The organism is Flavobacterium soyae, from assembly GCF_045348165.1.
In the GTDB taxonomy this organism is placed as follows: Bacteria; Bacteroidota; Bacteroidia; order Flavobacteriales; family Flavobacteriaceae; genus Flavobacterium; species Flavobacterium soyae.
Genome location: NZ_CP150845.1, coordinates 1,286,235 through 1,309,083 on the forward strand (window position 1 = coordinate 1,286,235; position 22,849 = coordinate 1,309,083).

A 22,849-nucleotide genomic window follows, 5' to 3' on the forward strand; every position below is an offset into this window, starting at 1 on the left:
AAGTTACAAACATGGCTTCACAATTATTTTCTCCCATAACTTTAAAAAACATCACCTTAAAAAATAGAATCGTTATTTCGCCAATGTGCCAATATTCGGCAATTGACGGTTTTGCAAACGATTGGCATTTGGTTCATCTGGGAAGCCGTGCAAGCGGAGGTGCCGGATTAATTATTCAGGAAGCCACTGCAGTTTCTCCCGAAGCAAGAATTTCTCCTGCTGATTTAGGAATCTGGAAAGATGAACATATCGAAAAACTAAAACAAATCAACGAATTTATTGTTTCTCAAGACTCTGTTCCCGGAATTCAATTGGCGCATGCCGGAAGAAAAGCAAGTGTTTCTTCTCCGTGGGAAGGAAATAAAAAATTAGATTTAGCTCAAGGCGGATGGCAGACAGTTTCCGCAAGTGCAATTCCGTATCACGATGGAGAACCTTTTCTTCCCGAAGCTTTAGACAAAAACGGAATCCAAAAAGTAATTTCCGATTTTAAAACAGCAACAAAAAGAGTTGTCAAAGCCGGATATAAAGTTGTGGAAATTCATGTTGCACACGGTTATTTACTGCATCAGTTTTTATCGCCTTTAACGAATGTAAGAACCGATGAATATGGAGGAAGTTTTGAAAACAGAATCCGTTTTACACTCGAAATTGTAGAAGCAGTTCAAACAGAATGGCCTTCAGATTTACCTTTAATCGTTAGAATTTCAGCTACAGACTGGGCAGAAAACGGATGGAATCCTGAAGAATCGGTACAGCTTTCAAAAATATTAAAAGAAAAAGGAGTAGATTTAATCGATGTTTCGTCTGGCGGATTAGTGTCGCATCAAAAAATCGCGATTGGTCCGGGTTATCAGGTTTCTTTCGCAGAAAAAGTAAAAAAAGAAGCCCATATTTTGACAGGCGCAGTCGGTTTAATTACCGAAGCGAAACAAGCCGAAGAAATTTTGAAAAACAATCAGGCCGATTTAATTTTATTTGCCAGAGAATCGTTGAGAAATCCAAATTTACCGTTAGATTTCGCCAAAGAATTAGACAGCGATATTCAATGGACAAAACAATACGAACGAGCTAAGATTTAAATTTATTAGCCACAGATTGCACAGATTAAAGTGATTTTTTTAGTTTTTTTGCCACGAATTTCACGAATTATTTTAAACTTTTAAACGCACTGATTTGTGTAAATTCATGGCAAAAAAAAATCCTTTTTAATCACATTAATCTGTGGCAAAAAAAAACATACAAAATGAAAAAAATAAAAACAGCACTATTATCATACGGAATGTCGGGAAAGGTTTTTCACGCACCTTTTTTAGATATTCATCCGGGTTTTGAATTATTAGGATCCTGGGAAAGAAGCAAAAAACTAATTCAGGAAGATTATCCCGAAGTTAAAAGTTATCCTTCAATAGACGATTTATTAACCGATGATGTTGACTTAGTAATTGTAAACACTCCGGTAGGAACACATTATGAATATGCTAAAAAAGTACTTCTGGCAGGAAAACATGCCGTGGTCGAAAAAGCTTTCACAACAACGGTAGCCGAAGCCGAAGAATTAGCTAAAATCGCTCACGAAAAAGGATTAAAATTAGCTGTTTTTCAAAACAGAAGATGGGACAGCGATTTTAAAACCATTCAAAAAATAATCAATGACGGCGTTCTGGGAGATTTAGTTGAAGCCGAATTTCATTTTGACAGATACAATCCGTTATTAAGCTCGAAAGCCCATAAAGAAACTGCCAATGACGGAGCTGGAGTTTTAAAAGATTTAGGCCCGCATATTATAGATCAGGCCATTTGTTTATTTGGTTCTCCAAAATCGGTTTTTGGAGATGTTAGAATCACAAGAGAAAACTCTTTGGTTGATGATTGGTTCGATTTATTATTGATTTATGACGATTTTAGAGTACGTTTAAAAGCCGGTTTTTTTGTAAGAGAAGCAAATCCGGCATATACCATTCACGGAAAAAAAGGCTCTTTTTTAAAACCACGAGGAGATATTCAGGAAGACGAATTAAAAATTGGTAAAAAACCTAATTTGGAATCTTGGGGAACAGAATCTGAAGATTTGCAGGGAATTCTGCATACTGAAATTGATGGAAAAGTAATTCGCAAAAAGGTGTGGACACTTCAGGGAAATTATTTTTCGTTTTTTGATGGTGTTTTCAATTCCATAACAAATAATGTTGCAGAACCAGTTACAGCTCAAGACGGCGTAAAAGTTATGCAGATTATCGAAGCTGCAATTGCAAGTAACGCGCAGCGTACTGTAATTAATTTGTAGAAGAAAGAGATTGCCCACTCCCGAAGCTATCGGGAGCGGGCAAAACCTACCAATTTATAAACAATAACGTTGTAAATAATTCAACAGTTTGTACCCTCTAAGTAAATACGCAGGTTTTTTGTACTTTTATAATATAATCCCAAAATGCATCGATTTTGATAAATTTTAATCCATTACAACTTTTTCAGACTAAAGGAAAAATAAAGAAAGTTTTTAGAGAAGCAAAAGCTTCGTATCTAAACAGAATTCGTTTTGCCGTTGGGATGTTTTATTTCGGAATGGGATTAAGTTTTGCAACTTGGGCAAGTCGAATTCCAGATATCAAAACAGCCCTTCATTTAACCGAAGGAGATTTAGGGTCCATACTTTTCTCCCTGCCAATGGGACAATTAATTATTATGCCTTTTTCGGGAAAAATGGTAACCAAATTTGGGAGTCATCGTATTTTGATTTTCTCCCTAATAATGTATGTTTTGTGTTTGGCCAATTTAGGTTTAGCTACAACTGGTTTGCAGTTATCTATTGGACTATTTTTATTTGGTTTATTTGGAAATTTAGCCAACATTGCCGTAAATACACAAGGCGTTTATACTGAAGTACTTTTCAAGAAAACAATTATGTCTTCTTTTCACGGAATGTGGAGTTTTGCCGGATTCACAGGCGCATTAGTTGGTTTAGGAATGCTGGCTTTAAATTTAACGCCATTACATCATTTCCTGATTGTTGGAGGGGTTGTATTATTAATGGTAGCATTTAATTTTAAATTTTTAATTCGTGCCAAAGAAAAAATCAAACATAATACAGAGAAAAGAAAAATCTTTGTAAAACCAGACAGTGCCTTAATCTGGCTTGGCGTAATTGGATTTTGCAGCATGGCGAGCGAAGGTGTAATGTTTGACTGGAGCGGTGTTTATTTTAAAGATGTAGTAAAGGCGCCAGGGCCATTAGTAATTTTAGGATATACTTCTTTTATGATTATGATGGCTGGCGGAAGATTCCTAGGCGACGGATTAATCAATAAATTTGGCCGCGAACGTGTCATGCAAATTAGCGGCGTTATGATTTCTGCAGGCCTTTTTACGGCTGTTTTTCTTCCCTATATCATTCCTTGTACTATTGCTTTTATGGCAGTTGGTTTAGGAGTTGCCACTATTGTTCCAACTGTTTATAGTATGGCTGGAAAAAATCCAACAGTTCCGCCCGGAGAAGCCTTAACAATAGTTTCAAGCGTAAGTTTCTTAGGCTTTTTAATGGGACCGCCGGTAATTGGTCACATCGCTCAAAACTTTGGGCTGGAGTTTTCTTTTGCCTTTATTGGGGTTTTTGGTGTTCTGATTGCTTTTATGGTTTCTAAAATTAGAACTGCCGCTTAATTTTTATTACCCACAGGTTGAACGGATTAAGCAGGCATGCGGTGCGTTTTTTAAACGTACTGAATAATAAATTAATATTTTGTAAGAATTTATCTATATTTTAACTTTATTTTTTTCTACATTTGAATATCGGGTTGTTTGTCTTACGAACAATACTCTTTCCAAAAACCAATTTATCTTTTGAATAGGATTAATATCCAAAAACAATTTTCAAAGTAAATTGGAATTTTAATGATAAAAAAATACGCGCTCTTTTTTATTTTATGGTCTTTTAGTTTTGCCTTTGCACAGGAAACAGTTTTTAGAGGAATTGTTGTTGATGCTAAAACGCAAAATCCTCTTGAGAATGTTGTAGTAAGTATTCAAAATTCTTCTATAACAAAACTTACTTCTAAAAGAGGTAAATTTGAATTAAGTTCTCCTATAGAAGGAGAACAACTGCTTTTGATTCATAGTCAGGACTGTAAAGATTTACTACTCAAAATTCATTCTAATTTTGGTCAGATAATATATCTCGGTGTATTGCAATTAGAAGATATTTATTCTGATGAAGTTCCCGCTGCATTGATCACATTATTAGAAAATGATTTGTCTGATGACAATAGTTCATCTGAAATGACTTCAGGGCTTTTACAATCTTCAAAAGATGCTTTTATGCAGGCTTCGGCATTTAATTGGGGACAGGCCAGATTTCGAGTTCGTGGTTTAGACAGTGAAAATGGAACCATGATGCTTAACGGAATGACCATGAATAAAATTTACGACGGCAGGCCGCAATGGAACAACTGGGGCGGACTAAATAATGTGCTTCGTAATCAGGAATTTTCGGTTGGAACTGCAGCTTCAAATTATACTTTTGGCGGTGTTTTAGGAACACAGCAAATTTTTACTCGTGCTTCTTTATATCGAAAAGGCACACAGCTTACCTTTTCTGGAAGTAATACAACATACAGTTTGCGGGCAATAGTAACCTATGCTTCAGGAATGGATATTAACGGCTGGGCTTATGTAGTATCTGCAGGAAAGAGATGGGCAGCCGAAGGTTATTTTGAAGGAACAAATTTCGATGCGGACTCTTTTTTTATTAGTGTTGAGAAGAAACTAAACAAGAAAAATTCACTCAATTTTACAGGATTTTACACGCCAAATTCCCGCGGAAAAAATTCTCCAAATACTAATGAAGTAACTAGTTTAATGGGTGAAAAATACAATTCGTATTGGGGATTTCAGAATGACGAAAAGCGAAATGCAAGAATAAAAACAGTCGAAGAACCGCTGTTCATGCTGAATCATTATTTTAAAATAGATGAAAAAACAAACCTGAATTCGAGTGTTATGTATCAATTTGGTAAAGTTGGAAACAGTAATATTGATTATCAAAACGCCGATAGTCCTGATCCGGTTTATTATAGAAAAATGCCTAGTTATTTTAGTTCGCTTTATGCAAAAGACAAAGGTGAATTTTCGGGAGAATTTACGCCGGATTATGAAAATGCTGAAAAAAGCAAACTCACGTTTCTGGCAAATTCACAAATTGACTGGAATGCCATGTATCTCGCCAATCAAAAACCGGGTCAAAATGGTTATGAGCCTACCAAAAGCCATTATGTTTTATATGAAGATAGAACAGATGACAAAACTTTCGCCGTTAATTCAAACTTAAATACGCAGTTAACTCCAAACATTTCTTTTGATGGAGGGGTTACATATCAGAATTTAAAATCACATAATTTTCAATATTTATTAGATCTTCTGGGCGGGAAATATTTCGAAGATATTGACCCGTTTTACAAAGGCGACCTTTCACAGTCTGACTTGCAAAACCCAAACAGACAAGTGATAAAAGGAGACATTTATGGCTACAACTATAATTTTTTTGCCAATACAATCAATGCTTTTACACAGTTTAAATTCTCGTATAATAAAACTGAATTTTATTTAGCACAATCCTATTCAGTGTCTAATTATCAAAGAGAAGGATTGTACCAAAACGGAATTTACCCTACAACTTCTTTAGGAAAAAGCGAGAAAATAAATTTTGAAAACTTTGGTTTTAAAGGAGGCTTTACCTATAAAATTTCAGGAAAACAATGGTTGTTTTTTAATGGTGCGCACTTAACCAGAGCGCCATCGCTTCGAAATACATTTTCAAATTCGCGCTTAAATAATAATATAGTTGATGGAATTGAAAGCGAAAATATTACAAGTGCCGAAGCTAATTATGTTTATCGTTCACCAAAACTAAAATTACGTTTAACGGCTTTTTATACTCTAATAAAAAACACATCGAAAACTTCCTTTTTCTATGCCGAAGGAATTTTTGATAACGGAGCCGGTTACGACGCAACAGATGCTTTTGTAAGTCAGACTTTAAGAAACTTAGATAAGAAAAACACAGGAGCAGAACTGAGTTTTGAATATCAGATTTCTTCAACTTTCAAAACGACTTTATCAGCTGCATACGGAAATTATATTTACAGCAGTAACCCAAATGTTTTGATTACAAACGATGCAAACGCAGCAAAAGACGGAGCACAGACTACTTTTGATTTTGGTAAAGCCTATCTTAAAAATTATAAACAAGCAGGAACTCCTCAAAATGCACTTTCATTAGGTTTAGAATATCGTGACCCTAAATATTGGTGGATTGGAGCTAATATTAATTATCTAACAGATAACTACATTGATGTTTCGCCCATTTCAAGAACATCACAATTTTATATAAATCCGGCAAATGGATTTCCTTTCCCTGAAGCAACATCTGAAAGAGGAAATAAATTATTACAGCAAGAAAAATTTGATCCTGTAACCTTATTGAATATCAACGGTGGAAAATCCTGGCGTGTTCATAAAAAGTATATCGGACTTTTTGCAAGTGTTAATAACGCATTAGGTTTAGTATATAAAACGGGTGGTTTTGAGCAGGCACGAAATGCAAATTTTAGAGCTTTGAATCAGGATGTTTCGAGCGGAACACCATCATTTGGCCCAAAATATTACTACGGTTACGGAAGAACTTATTTTTTAAATCTCACAATTGGTTTATAAATTGAAATTACTTATCATGAAAAACATAATTTTAAATACATTTTTAGCTTCATCATTATTATTTATCTGCAGCTGCAGTACAGAAATAGCAAATCCAAAATTAGAATGTACTCAGCCTGATTTTAAAGTAAATAAAACGGTAGAAAAAGTTTATGAACTTTCAAGTAATACAGCTAAACAATATTTGTATGATGATATTATAGAAGCTTATGTAGTTTCGAGCGACGAAGGAGGAAATTTTTTCAAAACAATTTCACTGCAGACAAAAGCCTCTGAAAGAATTTCTGCAATTGGCTTTAGTGTTCCTGTTGATGCTTCAAACACCTACATTGATTATCGAATAGGTAATAAAGTATATGTAAAACTTAAAAATCAATTTACAGACCTATATTATGGCGGATTAAGAATTGGCAGTTTATATGTCAGTAACGCCGGAGATCCAACGGTAGGGAGAATTTCTCAAAATGAATACAAAAATGTTTTAAACGCTTCATGCACTATCATTGATGAAAACCAGCTGGTTGAGTCGCTTTCCATAGAGCAGGCGCTTTTAGATACTAAATTAAATACATTAATAGAACTTAATGATGTTGAATTTACAGAAGCTGCATTGGGGCGTCATTATTTTGAAGAATCGAATAATATTGGAGGATCAACAAACTGGAATTTGCGAGATAAAACCGGAAACCAAATTATTTTTAGAACAAGCAGCTATGCAAAATTTGCAGATCATTTTGTACCAGAAGGAAATGGGAAAGTTAAAGGAATTTTAACCAAGTTTGGTACAGACTATCAATTAATGGTTCGTTCAGAAGAAGATGTGGTTATGAACGGGAAAAGAAGTATTCCATTTTTTGCAGAAGACTTTCAATCCGTTAAAAACAATGTCAATTTTGCACTTCCGGGTTGGAGTAATATTGTAGTAAAAGCGGCAAAATTATGGAGAAGCATGGTTTATGCCGGAAATGGTTATGCCGAATTTAATACTACAAGCACAACAGCTGCAGAAAATATTGCCTGGCTGGTTTCTCCTAAAATAAATTTAACGGGTTATAAAAATGCAGTTCTTTCTTTTAGAAGCGCACAGCACGATTTAAAAGTCGATTCACCATTAAATACCTTAGAAGTTTATATTTCAACAAATTTTGACGGATCGAGTATTGCAAAGGCAGAATGGACAAAATTAGAAGCAAAAGTTCCTACGCTTTCAAATCCTTCAAGAGAGTTTATGAGTTCTGGCGGAATAGATTTATCTGCCTATACAGGAAATATAAATATTGCTTTTAAATATGTAGGCTCAGGAAAAGATAAAACACTAAATGGTGCATTTATGGTTGATGATATGAAGATTTTTGGGGAAAAGTAAGAAATATATTGGCGTAAGCTGGTGATTTTTAATTTTCTAAAATTGAGTTTCTATTTTTTTAAATTTTAAATTATCAATTTTTGACAGAATTTTGTATTTTGGTCATCCCAAATCAATACAAAAACAAAATGAAAACCTACTTTATTGCCATCTTGATGATGGTGTTTCCATTCTTGATGCACAGTCAGGACAATGTTAGATTAAAGCAGATCAATATTGTAAAAACAAATTACCAAAATTCTAAAGACGGCGAAATTGTAAATAAAACAATGGTTTTTAAGGATGGTAAACTTCAAACTATAACAACTTCAGATGTTATTCAGCACTTTTTTTACAATAAAAGCGGTTTGCTGGATATGACTGTAAAAGATAAAGTTGGAAGCGACTGGAAAGAAGTTATCAATTATACTTATGATGCTGATAACAACATTACAAAATTTGTAAAAAAATATCAGGAAGGACCTGATTATATTACTAAAGTTGTATCGTTTGTTTATGAAGGCGCAAGAGTAAAAGTAACAACTAAAAAAAGTACAAATCATCAAAATTTAGTTGAAGATATTGAATATATCGTTGAAAACGGAATTATTGTAAGACGTACTTCACGCGATAGAAACAAGGCGATTATAGGGAAAATCGAATATGTTTATGTAAACGATAATGTGTCTAAACATAAAGGATTAGTGGGAGATAAAATCTCTAAAACCTATACTTACGATGATAAAAAATCTGTAGATCAGTTAATTGTTCAGAGCCTTTTTGGAGATAATTATAAAGTAATTGTACCGATGATTTCGTATCATGAAGACGAATTTAGCTTTGAGTCGATTTCGTATAACAACGAAATGAATTTTAGTCCTTCGTCTACAGCTTTGGTTGCAGTAAGCAGAAAATATAAATACAACAAATTAAACTTTCCAATTTCCTGCTCTCAAATTGAAGAGAACGGAATTGTAAAAACGGAGAAAACTTTTATCTACGAATAAACAGTTTTCGAATCATTTTTAAGCCATTTAAAAATCGAGTTTTATTAAAGAAATACTTTTGTAAAACATGATTTTTAGATGGTTTGTTATTTTAAATAATATTTAAAAACATAATTCTATAACTGTAGTAGTATACAAATGATTAAATTTGCAGCTTATTTTAAGATATGTTAGAGAAAGAAGTTATAAATTTTGAGAAAACAGCCATTGTTGGTATTGTAACTCAAAATCAAAGTGAGGAAAAACTTAATGAATATTTAGATGAATTAGAGTTTTTAACTTTTACCGCAGGAGGTGAAGTAATTAAACGCTTTTCTCAAAAAATGGAACGCCCGAATCCGAAGACTTTTGTGGGAACGGGTAAAATAGATGAAATCAATCTTTTTGTAAAAGAAAACGGAATATCTACTTTAATTTTTGATGATGAACTATCACCATCACAGCAAAAAAATATTTCAAGAATTATAGATTGTAAAATCCTTGACAGAACCAATTTGATTCTGGATATTTTTGCGCAGAGAGCAGAAACTTCCTACGCGAGAACGCAGGTAGAATTAGCACAGTGTCAATATTTATTGCCAAGACTTTCTGGTTTATGGACACACCTTGAGCGTCAAAAAGGAGGTATTGGTATGCGTGGTCCCGGTGAAACAGAGATCGAAACAGACAGACGTATTGTACGTGATAGAATTTCGTTATTGAAAGAGAAAATCAAAACGATCGATAAACAAATGAGTATTCAGCGCAGCAATCGCGGCGCGATGGTTCGTGTGGCACTTGTTGGTTACACAAACGTTGGAAAATCGACTTTGATGAACGCTATTGGTAAAAGTGATGTTTTTGTTGAGAATAAATTATTTGCAACATTAGATACAACGGTTCGAAAAGTGGTTATTAAAAACCTGCCGTTTTTACTTTCAGATACGGTTGGATTTATTCGAAAACTGCCAACACAATTGGTAGATTCCTTTAAGAGTACACTTGATGAGGTTCGCGAAGCCGATTTACTTTTGCACGTTGTAGATATTTCGCATCCTGATTTTGAAGATCATATTGAATCTGTTAATCAGACTTTGCAGGAAATTAAGAGCAACGATAAACCAACTATTATGGTTTTTAACAAAATCGACGCTTACAAACATCTCACAATCGACGAGGATGATTTAATTACCGAAAGAACCAGAAAACATTGGACACTTGAGGAATGGAAACAAACCTGGATGAGTAATGTAGGACAGAATAATGCATTGTTTATTTCGGCGACACGAAAAGAAAATTTTGAAGAATTTAGAGAAATGGTTTACGAAGCCGTTCGCCAGATTCATATAACAAGATTTCCGTATAATAAATTTTTATATCCGGACTATAAGGATGCGGTTGAAAAGGAAGAAGAATAAAAATAAAAACGGTTTTTGATTTATTTCTAAAGCCGTTTTTTTGTGCTAGATTTTAAGATATTTAATGAAAATTGATGTTTAAGATGTCAAATTCGACACCTTTAGAGAATAGGCCTTTAGCTGTGTTGCTAATTATTAAAATCCAAAATTAACCCCTAAACCAAATACTTCTCTGGTTTGAAGACCTTGAAAAGCATTATCATCATAAATAGCCTGGAAGGCTAAATTTGCCGACAAGTACTTGTTTACTTTCATTATAATATTCAAAGAATAATTGATATCTACATTTTGAGGATCTTCCAGATAATTAGAATAAAGATTCAATGTGTTTTCTGCGGTAACGTTAGTCATAATGGCCAATTTGTAATAAACAGAAGCATAAAAACCAAGTTCGTAACGCATCGTTTTATTAGCATCAACACCAAAATAAGCTCCATCAACATAAGGTAATCCTGTGTTTTGATCGATGCCGGAAGTATAAGCGCCATCTACAAAAGTGAATTTTGAAGTTAATGGTGCAAAGTTTATTTTGAGATGTTCATCTTTAGACCAATAAATACCGGGACCTGTTGTTAGGTAACCTGGAGACATGAATTTGGTATTTTCTGTTCGGATTTCTTTTCCGTTGGCATCCTGACCATAAATATAACCTGTTGTAAATTGCGTTCTAAAGTTTAGAAAATAAGAGTAATACCATTCACCAAAAGCTCTTTTCCCAACGATTGAATTAAACTCTAAACGGTCATCAGTCTTTTTTCCGAAATCCGTGTTTTTAGTTTGTAAAAGCCCGTAAGAAGCAAGGATTTTGTTATCCCAGGTTAAATCGTCTTTTTTATAGTTGAAGTCGTAGTTAATACCTAAAGTTCCAGAGAAACTATCCTCACCACCTGCGATCCAGTTATTGAAGCTGGATTGGTTTAATAAAAGGGATACAGTTCCTTTTGCTTTCCATCCTTCGTCTTCAATCGTATCGTTTATTTTTTTAACCGCTTTTTCGGTATTCTGAATTAGTTCTTTTTCTGAATTTTGTGCCTGAACAAAAGTAAAGTTCGCTAAGATAAATAGTAATAACGTCAGCTTTCTCATAGTTGTTTAGTTTAAGTGTATATTAACAAATATACTAAAATACAACTGAAGGTTAAGGGAATATTATTTTAAAATGAAGGTTATTTCTTAGGTTCTTTGTATAAAGGTACAGCAGAACAAGCTTCGCCATACATAATACTGCGGGCAAACGGTTGTAAATAAGTTGTTGCTAAAATATAAGCACGCATAGGAACCGGTTTCTTTGAACAGCCTTTTACAATAACCGGTTTATTTTTGTATGCTGAATAATCGATTTTACTTAAGATCTCTTCGTATAAACTTGCATCCAGATCTTCGATAGTTCCGTTTACTACTTTTTTGGCAAAAGGCGCCAAATGCACGCTGACTAAAATTAATGCCCAAGCAGGAATTATAGCATCTGTACTGCAATGTACAGCGACATATTGATCTTGGTATTGTGACCAATCATGATTTTTCAGATGTTCTCTAAAGTCTTTTTCTTTCAATAAAAATCCTTCTAAAAGCCATTGCGAAATGTCAATCTGCACACGCATTCCTTTTGGATAATAATCCTCTAAATCAAAAACTTCTAAAGCACTATTGGCAACTTTATTGATAATTTCTTCCATTCTTTAAGTCTTAAAGTCAAATGTCGAAAGTCATAAAGTCCTTAAATTTTTAGACTTTATGACTAATTGTTTTTAAGTCTTAAAGTCAAAAGTCATAAAGCCTTTCACTTTTAGACTTTCGACTTTTGACTTTACGACTAAATTAAAGCATTCCTAATTCTAATTTAGCTTCTTCGCTCATTAAATCTTTACTCCAAGGCGGATCGAAAGTAATCTCTACATCTACATCTTTGATGTATTCAATTGTTTTTACTTTTTCTTCAACTTCTCTAGGCAGGCTTTCTGCAACCGGGCAGTTTGGCGATGTTAATGTCATTAGGATTTTTACTTCGTAATCTGTATTTACCATTACATCATAAATTAATCCTAACTCATAAATATCAACAGGAATCTCGGGATCGTAAATTCCTTTTAAAACTTTTACGATTGATTCTCCTAATTCGTTTGTGTCTATTTCTTGTTCCATTGTTTTGTTTTTGTTTTTCAACCATATAAGTTATATAAGTTCATTTAAACAGCGCGTTTAATTTTGAAGTTAATCTAAAAATTTGCTTATAATTTCTTATATGGCTTATATGGTTTTAATTCTTTTAATCTTCTAGCCAGCGATATAATTCGTTGACATATGTTTTTTGGCCTTCGTGATAAATATTTGTAACATTAAAATTTATCATTAATCCTATTGGTGACTTCAAAAGTTTCATATAAGACATTAGTTTTGCAATATGAATTGGTATAATTTGATCAACTGCTTTTAATTCAAGAACTAAACAATTTTCAATAAATAAATCACATCTTAGATCTGACTTTAATTCCAAGCCTTTATATTCAATTGGAATTACTAATTCAGATTTAAAACTAATTCCTCTAATAGATAATTCTTTGATCATGTATTGATGATAAATACTTTCTATAAGCCCTGCTCCAATACTTTTATGAACTTCAATCGCCGCTCCGTTAACCTGATAAATTAAATCAGTCAAATATTTCTTTGTTATCATTTACTTTTTCAGCAATAATAACAAATAAAAAAGAAAGATAAAGCTTACTTTTAATTTTTTACCATATAAGTTATATAAGTTCATTTAAAGCAAAAACTTAAATTATCTTATATAACTTATATGGTTTAAAATTTTTAATTTTTATTTTTTGCATCAAAAGCCAAAGCGTACATTTTGATGTTTTTTATCATCGAAACCAAACCGTTTGCGCGTGTTGCTGATAAATGCTCTTTTAATCCAATTTCGTCTATAAATTCAGTATCAGCATTTATAATATCTGATGCTTTTTGATTAGAAAAAGCGCGAATTAAAATTGCAATTATTCCTTTAGTCAAAATAGCATCACTGTCTGCTGTGAAAACAATTTTATCATCATTTTGTTCCCCTTGCAGCCATACTTTTGACTGGCAGCCTTTAATTAAATTCTCATCGATTTTATATTCTTCTTTAATTAACGGAAGGTTTTTTCCCAATTCGATGATGTATTCATAACGCTGCATCCAGTCGTCGAACATCGAAAATTCGTCTATTATTTCGTTTTGTATTTCTTTTATTGTCATAATTATTCTTTAGCAAAATCAACCAGTAACTTTACTAGTTTTTCTATTTCCTTTGGAGGAAAACCATTGTCAAAACCTGCTGTTTCGTATGTTTTTTGATTTTGTGTTATTTTTAAATTTCCTATTGCAGCACCATCATAAAAACGTTTTTCAGTTGGTGCTTTTAAAGTTGAAAGCTTATCTAAACTTATTTTTGAAAATTCAGCTTTAATTTTATTCCATTTTGCATCGTCAATTTTACTTTCAATTGGCTGTTGATCTCGTCCGTTTGTAACCAAAACTGTCTGATTTTGAACTACAATCTTTTTGTAATATCCTCTTGAAAGTGCAGAATATTCAATTTGTGTTGAAGCCATGTTTGTCTTTTTTTGACTGCAGCAGCCAGTTGCAATGAAAAGGGTTAAAAACAATAAAGATAATATTCTCATAAAAATAGATTTTAGCTTAGCATTATTTGTGCCTTTTTAACGGCATCGACCATTTGGTCAATTTCTTCTTTTGTATTATAGAATGAGAATGAAGCTCGAATAGTTCCCGGAATACAGAAGAAATTCATAATTGGCTGTGCACAATGATGACCTGTTCTAACTGCAATTCCTAATTTATCTATAATGGAACCAACATCATATGGATGAATTCCATCAATATTAAACGAAATTACTGAAGCTTTATTTTTTCCTGTTCCGTAGATTCTTAAACCTTCAATTTCGGATAACCGTTTTGTAGCGTAATCTAAAAGTTCAGTTTCATATTTGTGAATATTTTCAAAACCAACACTGTTTAAATAATCAATTGCAGTTCCTAAAACAATTCCGCCGGCAATATTTGGTGTTCCGGCTTCAAATTTATGAGGAAGATCGGCATAAGTTGTTTTTTCGAAAGTAACTTCCTTAATCATTTCGCCGCCGCCTTGATAAGGAGGAAGTTTGTTCAGCCATTCTTCTTTTCCATACAAGATTCCAGTTCCCGTTGGACCACACATTTTATGTCCGGAAAAAGCATAAAAATCACAATCTAATTCCTGTACATTTGGCTTTAAATGAGGAACAGCCTGCGCGCCGTCAATTAAAACAGCAGCACCAACAGCATGAGCTTTATCAATGATATATTTTATCGGATTAATAACTCCAAGTGCATTTGAAATGTGATTAACCGTAACCACTTTTGTTTTTTCTGAAAGAAGTGCATCAAAAGCTTCGATGATTAACTCTCCATTTTCGTTCATCGGAATAACTTTTAAAAGTGCTCCGGTTTTTTCACATAACATCTGCCACGGCACAATATTACTATGATGTTCTAATGAAGAAACAATTACTTCGTCACCAGGTTTTAAGATAGAAGCAAAACCGTTTGTTACTAAGTTGATTCCATGAGTTGTTCCCGAAGTAAAAAGTACTTCGTGTGCAAATTTTGCATTTATATGTTCTTTTACTTTACCACGAGAAATCTCATAAGCATCAGTAGCTAATTGGCTTAAAGTGTGAACGCCGCGGTGAATATTGGCGTTAATTTCCTGATAATATTTCACTTCGGCATCGATCACAATTTGTGGTTTTTGCGAAGTAGCACCGTTGTCGAAATATACTAAAGGTTTTCCGTTTACAGTTTGTGAAAGTATCGGAAAATCAGCTCTTATTTTTTGGATATCTAGCATGTCTTATTTAGAAAAAATCTATTTACAAAAGTACTAAAACTAAATTTGTTTATACAGTAATTCGATAATTTCCTTTTATGGCATTATTGTTACAAAGCTTAAATGCTGATTCTGTAAAAATCACTTCGGTTTTCTGAATTATCCGAATCAGATTTATATTTTGAGTTCTAAAATCGTGAACATAAATTATTTATATTGCAATAAAAATAACTTATCATCATGAAAAAATTTCTCAAAGTACTTTTGCTTGTAGTGGTTCTTGCTTTTTTATATTTCGGATTTACAACTTATCCAAAACTGGATTTGATTTCTGGTTTTTCGGCTAAGAGTGTTGCATCCGGACATTTTATAGACAATCGTCCGTTAGATTTAATTCAAAAAACAGACAATGATATCGATATGATTGATCTGGCTAAAAACTCAATTGATGAAAACGGAAAATTTGCCACTTCAACCGTTTATGGTTTAAAAGAAAGAAAAGCAATTTACCGGGAAGGTTTAGGTGCCGTTTTGATTAATGATGATTTTGATGTTTCAAAACCGTATCTGCTTCCAAAGAGAACAAAGTTTGTGAATAATCTTCCTTTTCCTTATGGAAATAATGAACCAAAAGACACTTTGTTTGCGAATGTAGATTATTCGAAATTAAAGAAAGCGGTTGAAAATGCTTTTGATAAATCTGGCGGAAGAACAAAAAGAACCCGTGCCGTTGTGGTTTTATATAAAGACAAATTAATAGCCGAAAAATACGATACAGGTTTTAATAAAGACAGTAAAATTTTGGGCTGGTCGATGACAAAAAGTATTACAAGTTCGGCTTTTGGAGTTTTGGCTAAACAAGGGAAAATTGATATTTATAAACCTGCTCCGGTTAAAGAATGGCAGGATGATGATCGTAAAATTATCACGATTAATGATTTGCTTCATATGAATTCTGGTTTAGAGTGGGAAGAGAATTACAGCACAATCTGCGATGCTACAAAAATGCTTTTTCAGGCAGAAGATATGGGAAAAGTGCAATTGGATAAACCGGCTCAATTTAAACCAAACACGCATTGGAATTATTCATCTGGAACAACAAATTTGTTGTCTTTAATTTTAAGAAGACAATTTAAAACTCAGCAAGAATATCTTGATTTTTGGTACAGCGCTGTAATCGACAAAATTGGAATGAACTCGATGATTGTAGAGCAGGATATGTCTGGAACTTTCGTAGGTTCATCTTACGGATGGGCAACGCCGCGCGATTGGTCAAAATTTGGATTATTATATTTAAGAAAAGGAAATTGGAACGGCGAACAAATTCTGGATGAAAGCTGGGTAAAATATACTGCAACGCCAACAAATACTTCTGAAGGAAAATATGGAGCTCAATTTTGGCTAAACGCTGGAGGAAAATTTCCTGATGTTCCTCGTGATATGTTTTATTGCAGTGGATATCAAGGTCAAATGGTGGCGATTATTCCGTCTCTGGATATGGTAATTGTGAGAATGGGAGTGAGAGAAGGTGATAAAAGTTTTGATTTTAATGGGTTTTTGAAGGGGATAATTGAGAGTGTGAAAAAGTAGATTGTTCTCTTCCTGCAAGGTTTTCAAAACCTTGTAGGTATAGAAACGTAAATATAATACCTACAAGGTTTTCAAAACCTTGCAGGAGTAGCAAACAAAAATGAATAGATTTTGAAGATAAAATTAAATGAAGAACTTAGATGTTTGTATTATTTAGTTAGTACAATAATTTTTATTGGGAGTCTTGGGTTTTTAATATATAGTATATGGATTAATGAAATTACTGCTATTGTTGTTTGCAGTATTTTTTCATTGTTTATATTCTTTTTTAAGAGAAAGTTTAAAAAAGAAGAATAAATTTAAAAAAAGAAAAGTTCGCAAAGCTTAAATAAAAACCTTTGCGAACTTTGCATAACCTTTGTGTGTGTCTTTGCGGTAAAACTAAACTACAAATCAAATCCTAAATTCACGCCTAATTTCATGGCAATGATTTTAGTGATTCTTTGTTTTAATTCCGGTATTTTAATGCTTTCGATAACGGCATTTGAGAATGCGTACATCAATAAAGCTTTTGCTTCTTTTTGAGGAATTCCGCGTGACTGCATGTAGAACATTGCTGTTTCATCAAGCTGTCCAACAGTACATCCGTGAGAACATTTTACATCATCTGCAAAAATCTCTAATTGTGGTTTTGCGTTGATAGTTGCTTTGTCGCTCAATAAAATGTTGTTGCTTTTTTGGAAAGCATTTGTTTTTTGTGCTTCTTTTTCTACCAATACTTTTCCGTTGAAAACTCCTGTTGAGCGATCAGAGAAAATTCCTTTATAATCCTGGAAACTTTCACAGTTTGGCATTGCGTGGTTTACCAAAGTATAATGGTCAACGTGCTGCTTGTCATTCAGGATTGAAATTCCGTTTAACGTACTTGTCAATCTTTCACCAAAATGGTAAAAGTTTAAGTTGTTACGAGTCAGATTTCCCCCAAACGAAAAAGTGTGTACATAAACGTGACTTTCTTGCTGCTGTGAAACATAAGTGTTGTCAACTAAATTTGCTTCACTATTATCGTTTTGAATTTTGTAGTAATCAACAATCGCACGTTTTTGAGCAAAAATCTCTGTAACTGAATTGGTTAAAACCGGATTTTCGTTTAAACTCTGGTGGCGTTCAATAATTTGAACGTGTGAATTTTCGCCCACAATAACCAAGTTTCTTGGCTGTACCAATAAAGCAGCTTCATTTCCGGTTGAGAAATACATTACTTCGATTGGTTTGTCGGCAACTTTTTTCTTCGGAATATTGATAAAAGCTCCTTCACTTGCAAAAGCTGTATTTAATGAGGTCAAACTTTCATCTTTGCTTGCAATTTTATTGAAGTAGGTGTCAATAATCATTTTATATTTCGGTTTGGTCAATGCCGATGACATCAAACAAACGTCAATTCCGTCATGTGTTGTCGAGGATAAATGCGAGCTGAAAACACCATCAACAAATACTAATTTATAAGTGTCGATTTCGTGTAAAAAATATTTTTTTACCTGATTAAATTCAATTGCATTTTCCTGTTTTGGAAATACCGAAAAGTCATTTTTTAAGATGGCATTTAACGATGTATATTTCCAAGCTTCTTCCTTTTTGGTTGGGAAACCTTTATTTTCGAAGTTTTTTAAAGCATTTGTGCGTATGTCATGTAAATCTGAATGTACATCGACATGCTCTTCAAAAGCCATAAAAGACGATACTAATTTTTCTTTTAAATCCATTTTGTTGTTTAGTCTTAAAGTCGAAAGTCGAAAGTCGAAAGACTTTGGATTGTCGACTGTTTTTGCCAAAAGGTTAAAAATTTAAAGCATAAAGTTTGAGACTTTATGACTTTCGACTTTATGACTTTGGGCTCAAATATTTAATGAAACCGCTTAATAATTTCGATATTTCTGTAATCGATTCTAAAAGCATTTCAAATTCTTCTTTTATAATATATTCTAAATCAAAAGCTAAATATAATTGAGATCTAACTTCTCCTGCAGATGCTTTCGCTGCATATAAAAAATAAACAAACTCTTTATCTGTATTTCTTTCAAAACCTTCTGCTATATTTGATGATATAGAAAGTGATGCGCGTCTTATTTGTCTAACGAAATCAAAGTCTTTTTTAAAATTAGAATTTTCAGTAACCAAATATATTTTCTTATTGAAGATTCTGGATTTCTGCCAGGAATTTATTTCTTCAAAAGATTTGAACTTACTCATATTGTATTTTCGACTTTACGACTTTTGACTTTCGACTTTACGACTTGGAATTAATTCTCCGCTTTAATCCAGTCGTATCCTTTTTCTTCTAATTCGTAAGCTAGTTCTTTTCCTCCAGATTTTACAATTCTTCCGTTGTAAAGAACGTGAACGAAATCAGGAACGATATAATCTAACAAACGTTGGTAGTGTGTGATAACGATAATTGCGTTTTTGTCGCTTTTTAATTTGTTTACACCATTTGCAACGATTCTTAAAGCATCGATATCAAGACCAGAATCGGTTTCGTCAAGAATAGCCAATTTTGGTTCTAACATTGCCATTTGGAAAATTTCGTTTCTTTTTTTCTCTCCTCCAGAAAAACCTTCGTTTAAAGAACGAGATAAAAATTTACGGTCAATTTCTAATAACTCAGATTTCTCACGAATTACTTTCAACATTTCGTTTGCAGGCATTTCTTCCTGTCCGTTTGCTTTACGAGTTTCGTTAATCGCTGTTTTCATGAAGTTGGTAACGCTGACTCCGGGAATTTCTACAGGATATTGAAACGAAAGAAAAACACCTTTATGTGCTCTTTCTTCCGGAGCTAAATCAGCAAGATCTTCTCCGTCAAGGATAACTTCTCCATCTGTAACTTCATAATTTTCGTTTCCTGCAATAACAGCAGAAAGTGTACTTTTTCCAGAACCGTTTGGTCCCATTATCGCGTGAACTTCTCCAGCTTTAACTTCTATATTAATTCCCTTAAGGATTTCTTTATCACCAATTCCGGCGTGAAGGTTTTTTATTGATAACATTGTTTTTTTATTTTATATAAATGTCAATTCTATTTTTGTTTGTTGGTTTAGGATATTGGCATTAAAATGCGCGTGTCCTAAATATTCCATGCCTAAATAATCGGCAGTTTTTTTAAACGGAATGTAAAAACTTTCTTCGATTTCATTATCGTGAGAATTTGATATCACGCCAATTTTCTTTCCTCTAAGTTTTCTTCCGGTTTCTTTTTCAATTCGGATTAAATCTGAAAACCGATCAAAAAAGACCTTCATAATTCCGCTCATATTATACCAATAAATGGGCGTTGCAAAAATTAAAGTGTCGTAATTTTCGATTATTCCTTTTATTAAAGGAAAAAAATCATCTTCTCTGTTTTTGCTTTCGTAATCGTAATAAGAAATATTAAAATCGCTTAGATTAATTACTTCTATTCCGTGTTCTTTAGAAATCTCGTCCACAATTTTTGTTGTGTTTCCGTTTTTTCGTGATGAACCTAAAATGATTACTTTTTTATTTTCCATTAATACTTATTCGTAATGCCCTTTCAATGAAAGAATATTTAGTATTTCTATATTGTTTTCTTCTGTTATTCTGTAAATACTTCTATGTTCTTTATCTATTCTTCTGGACTATCTTCCTGTCAAATTATGTTTTAATTGTTCAGGTTTTCCTAATCCTTCATAAGGATGAAGTAAAATATCTTCAATTAAACTTGTGATCTTTTTCATTATTGATTTGTTTCCGGACTTCTTCCAAAAAAGAATGTCTTTTTGTGCCTTTTCAGAATAAATTATTTCCACAAATCCTCAACTTTTATTTTAACTCCTTTTCCTTCTTCAATACTTTTTTCAGCATCAAGAATCTCTTTTACAAATTCTGGATTATATGGCTTTTCATTTTCTTCAACAATTTCAAAACCAAGAGATTTTGCCAGCGATTTTAGAACTGGAAAATCTTTTTTCTTTACATTTTTTAAGATGATGTCCATAATTATTTGCTTTTTATTATCCTACAGAACCTTCTAAAGAAATCTCTAATAATTTTTGAGCTTCAACCGCAAATTCCATTGGAAGTTTGTTCAATACATCTTTACTGAAACCGTTTACAATTAAGGCAATCGCTTTTTCAGTCGGGATACCTCTTTGGTTGCAGTAGAAAACCTGATCTTCACCAATTTTACTTGTAGTTGCTTCGTGCTCAATTTTTGCTGATGGATTTTTACTTTCAATATAAGGGAAAGTGTGCGCACCACAATTGTTTCCCATTAAAAGGGAATCGCATTGAGAAAAGTTTCTCGCATTCTCTGCTCTTGGAGAGATCTGCACTAATCCACGGTAACTGTTTTGTGATTTACCAGCCGAAATACCTTTAGAGATAATGGTCGATTTAGTGTTTTTTCCTAAATGGATCATTTTTGTTCCCGTATCAGCTTGTTGAAAATTATTAGTAACAGCAATTGAATAAAATTCTCCTACCGAATTATCGCCTTTAAGTACGCAAGAAGGATATTTCCAGGTTACAGCAGAACCAGTTTCAACCTGTGTCCACGAAATTTTAGCGTTTGTTTCGCATAAACCTCTTTTGGTTACGAAGTTGTAAACTCCACCTTTTCCTTCTTTGTTTCCAGGGAACCAGTTTTGAACGGTAGAATATTTAATTTCAGCATCATCCAAAGCGATCAATTCCACTACAGCAGCGTGCAATTGGTTTTCGTCACGACTTGGAGCGGTACATCCTTCCAGGTATGAAACATAACTTCCTTCATCTGCAATAACCAGAGTTCTTTCAAATTGTCCGGTTCCCGCCTGATTGATTCTAAAATAAGTTGAAAGTTCCATTGGGCATCGAACGCCTTTTGGAATATAACAGAAACTTCCATCAGAGAAAACTGCAGAGTTTAATGCTGCATAGAAGTTATCTTTTTGAGGTACAACAGTTCCTAAATATTTTTTTACTAATTCAGGATGTTCTTTAATAGCTTCAGAAATTGGACAGAAAATAATTCCTTTTTCGGCCAGTGTTTTCTTAAAAGTTGTTGCTACAGAAACAGAATCGACAACAATGTCCATAGCGACATTGTTCATCATTTTTTGTTCATCAACAGAAATTCCAAGCTTTTTGTACATCTCTAAAAGTTCCGGATCTACATCATCCAGAGTTTTATTAGGATCAACTTGTTTTGGAGCCGAATAATAAGATATTGCCTGAAAATCTGGTTTTTCGTAACGTACGTTTGCCCATTCTGGCTCAATCATTTCTTTCCACGCACGAAAAGCCTCGATACGCCATTCGGTCATCCATTCAGGCTCGTCTTTTTTAAGCGAAATAGCTCTTACAATTTCTTCGTTTAAGCCAATAGGGAAAGTTTCAGATTCTATATTGGTATAAAATCCGTATTCATATTCTTTAGTTTCGAGTTCGATTTTTAAATCGTCTTCAGTGTATTTGCTCATTATTTTTTTGTCTTAAAGTTTTAAAGTCCAAAGTATGAAAGTCGCTTAGCAGTCTTTAAGACTTTCGGACTTTCGGCTTTTGACTATAAAGAAAATGATTCGCCGCAGCCACAAGTTCTGCTTGCATTTGGATTATTGAAAACAAATCCTTTTCCGTTTAATCCGCCAGAAAATTCTAAAATTGTTCCGGCTAAATATAGAAATGATTTTTTTTCAACTGCAATTTGTATGTCGTTGTCTACGAATATTTTGTCATCTTCGCCTTTAGTTTTGTCAAATTTTAAATCATAAGACAAACCAGAGCATCCACCACTTTTTACGCCTACTCTCACGTAGTCGTTTGCGGCGTCAAAACCATCATCAGTCATCAAATCGATGATTTTCTTTTTGGCTGTATCAGAAACCTTTATCATTGTTTATGGTATTTGTTTTTAAAAGATCATTTTAATCTGCATTTAAATAGTAATCAAATTATTATATTAATTTAAACGCTAATTTCAATGTTCAAATGA

Annotated in this window: 23 protein-coding genes; 8 read left to right on the plus strand and 15 right to left on the minus strand. The window is 33.3% G+C overall.

The window, feature by feature from the left end:
- Window positions 1-11: 11 nt before the first annotated feature.
- From AABD74_RS05745 to hflX, 7 genes are all read left to right on the plus strand, one after another.
- A complete protein-coding gene (locus AABD74_RS05745; RefSeq protein ID WP_406844938.1) occupies window positions 12-1,082 on the plus strand; it encodes an NADH:flavin oxidoreductase/NADH oxidase in 1,071 nt (356 codons plus the stop codon).
- Window positions 1,083-1,246: 164 nt separating this feature from the next.
- The gene (locus AABD74_RS05750; RefSeq protein ID WP_406844939.1) at window positions 1,247-2,287 is read left to right on the plus strand and encodes a Gfo/Idh/MocA family oxidoreductase; all 1,041 of its coding nucleotides are present in this window, start codon (window positions 1,247-1,249) and stop codon (window positions 2,285-2,287) included.
- Between the two features lie 155 nt (window positions 2,288-2,442).
- Entirely contained in the window at window positions 2,443-3,660 is a 1,218-nt protein-coding gene (locus tag AABD74_RS05755; RefSeq protein ID WP_232677738.1) for an MFS transporter, read from the plus strand.
- Between the two features lie 231 nt (window positions 3,661-3,891).
- Window positions 3,892-6,708 carry a TonB-dependent receptor gene (locus AABD74_RS05760; protein WP_406844940.1) on the plus strand — a complete coding sequence of 939 codons (2,817 nt, stop codon included), beginning with the start codon at window positions 3,892-3,894 and terminating at the stop codon, window positions 6,706-6,708.
- A gap of 16 nt (window positions 6,709-6,724) precedes the next feature.
- Window positions 6,725-8,074 (plus strand): DUF5689 domain-containing protein, encoded by a 1,350-nt coding sequence (locus AABD74_RS05765; protein WP_406844941.1) that lies wholly within the window; start codon window positions 6,725-6,727, stop codon window positions 8,072-8,074.
- A 128-nt stretch (window positions 8,075-8,202) separates the two neighbouring features.
- Window positions 8,203-9,060 carry a hypothetical protein gene (locus tag AABD74_RS05770; protein WP_232677729.1) on the plus strand — a complete coding sequence of 286 codons (858 nt, stop codon included), beginning with the start codon at window positions 8,203-8,205 and terminating at the stop codon, window positions 9,058-9,060.
- A gap of 167 nt (window positions 9,061-9,227) precedes the next feature.
- Complete coding sequence (gene hflX, locus AABD74_RS05775) at window positions 9,228-10,457, plus strand: GTPase HflX (RefSeq protein WP_232677726.1); 1,230 nt, start codon at window positions 9,228-9,230, stop codon at window positions 10,455-10,457.
- Between the two features lie 135 nt (window positions 10,458-10,592).
- Here the strand turns inward: hflX and AABD74_RS05780 are convergent, their stop codons facing one another.
- From AABD74_RS05780 to AABD74_RS05810, 7 genes are all read right to left on the minus strand, one after another.
- On the minus strand, window positions 10,593-11,543 hold the full coding sequence (locus AABD74_RS05780; RefSeq protein WP_232677725.1) for a DUF3078 domain-containing protein: 951 nt from the start codon (window positions 11,541-11,543) through the stop codon (window positions 10,593-10,595).
- Between the two features lie 80 nt (window positions 11,544-11,623).
- Window positions 11,624-12,133 carry a DUF2480 family protein gene (locus tag AABD74_RS05785; RefSeq protein ID WP_406844942.1) on the minus strand — a complete coding sequence of 170 codons (510 nt, stop codon included), beginning with the start codon at window positions 12,131-12,133 and terminating at the stop codon, window positions 11,624-11,626.
- Window positions 12,134-12,275: 142 nt separating this feature from the next.
- Window positions 12,276-12,599, minus strand: coding sequence for an iron-sulfur cluster assembly protein (locus AABD74_RS05790; RefSeq protein ID WP_073483842.1), 324 nt, complete (start codon window positions 12,597-12,599; stop codon window positions 12,276-12,278).
- Window positions 12,600-12,723: 124 nt separating this feature from the next.
- Window positions 12,724-13,134, minus strand: a complete 411-nt coding sequence (locus AABD74_RS05795) for a GxxExxY protein (RefSeq protein ID WP_406844943.1) — start codon at window positions 13,132-13,134, stop codon at window positions 12,724-12,726.
- A gap of 134 nt (window positions 13,135-13,268) precedes the next feature.
- Window positions 13,269-13,694, minus strand: coding sequence for a SufE family protein (locus tag AABD74_RS05800; RefSeq protein WP_406844944.1), 426 nt, complete (start codon window positions 13,692-13,694; stop codon window positions 13,269-13,271).
- Between the two features lie 2 nt (window positions 13,695-13,696).
- A complete protein-coding gene (locus AABD74_RS05805; protein WP_406844945.1) occupies window positions 13,697-14,122 on the minus strand; it encodes a hypothetical protein in 426 nt (141 codons plus the stop codon).
- An 11-nt stretch (window positions 14,123-14,133) separates the two neighbouring features.
- The gene (locus tag AABD74_RS05810; RefSeq protein ID WP_406844946.1) at window positions 14,134-15,348 is read right to left on the minus strand and encodes an aminotransferase class V-fold PLP-dependent enzyme; all 1,215 of its coding nucleotides are present in this window, start codon (window positions 15,346-15,348) and stop codon (window positions 14,134-14,136) included.
- A 219-nt stretch (window positions 15,349-15,567) separates the two neighbouring features.
- Here AABD74_RS05810 and AABD74_RS05815 point away from each other — a divergent pair, with 219 nt between their 5' ends.
- Window positions 15,568-16,917, plus strand: coding sequence for a serine hydrolase domain-containing protein (locus tag AABD74_RS05815; RefSeq protein ID WP_406844947.1), 1,350 nt, complete (start codon window positions 15,568-15,570; stop codon window positions 16,915-16,917).
- 386 nt (window positions 16,918-17,303) lie between these two features.
- Here AABD74_RS05815 and sufD read toward each other — a convergent pair whose 3' ends face one another.
- From sufD to AABD74_RS05855, 8 genes are all read right to left on the minus strand, one after another.
- The gene (gene sufD, locus AABD74_RS05820) at window positions 17,304-18,620 is read right to left on the minus strand and encodes a Fe-S cluster assembly protein SufD (protein WP_406845628.1); all 1,317 of its coding nucleotides are present in this window, start codon (window positions 18,618-18,620) and stop codon (window positions 17,304-17,306) included.
- Window positions 18,621-18,738: 118 nt separating this feature from the next.
- On the minus strand, window positions 18,739-19,107 hold the full coding sequence (locus AABD74_RS05825; RefSeq protein ID WP_406844948.1) for a four helix bundle protein: 369 nt from the start codon (window positions 19,105-19,107) through the stop codon (window positions 18,739-18,741).
- A 50-nt stretch (window positions 19,108-19,157) separates the two neighbouring features.
- Complete coding sequence (sufC, locus tag AABD74_RS05830; RefSeq protein WP_232677711.1) at window positions 19,158-19,904, minus strand: Fe-S cluster assembly ATPase SufC; 747 nt, start codon at window positions 19,902-19,904, stop codon at window positions 19,158-19,160.
- Between the two features lie 12 nt (window positions 19,905-19,916).
- Entirely contained in the window at window positions 19,917-20,405 is a 489-nt protein-coding gene (locus AABD74_RS05835; RefSeq protein WP_232677707.1) for a flavodoxin family protein, read from the minus strand.
- A gap of 108 nt (window positions 20,406-20,513) precedes the next feature.
- Entirely contained in the window at window positions 20,514-20,684 is a 171-nt protein-coding gene (locus tag AABD74_RS05840) for a type II toxin-antitoxin system YoeB family toxin (RefSeq protein WP_406844949.1), read from the minus strand.
- Window positions 20,675-20,872, minus strand: coding sequence for a DUF2683 family protein (locus AABD74_RS05845; RefSeq protein WP_406844950.1), 198 nt, complete (start codon window positions 20,870-20,872; stop codon window positions 20,675-20,677). Before AABD74_RS05845 ends, AABD74_RS05840 begins: the two co-directional genes overlap by 10 nt.
- Window positions 20,873-20,888: 16 nt before the next feature.
- Window positions 20,889-22,337, minus strand: a complete 1,449-nt coding sequence (gene sufB / locus AABD74_RS05850; RefSeq protein ID WP_406844951.1) for a Fe-S cluster assembly protein SufB — start codon at window positions 22,335-22,337, stop codon at window positions 20,889-20,891.
- Between the two features lie 83 nt (window positions 22,338-22,420).
- Entirely contained in the window at window positions 22,421-22,750 is a 330-nt protein-coding gene (locus tag AABD74_RS05855; protein ID WP_229353326.1) for an iron-sulfur cluster assembly accessory protein, read from the minus strand.
- Window positions 22,751-22,849: the final 99 nt, after the last annotated feature.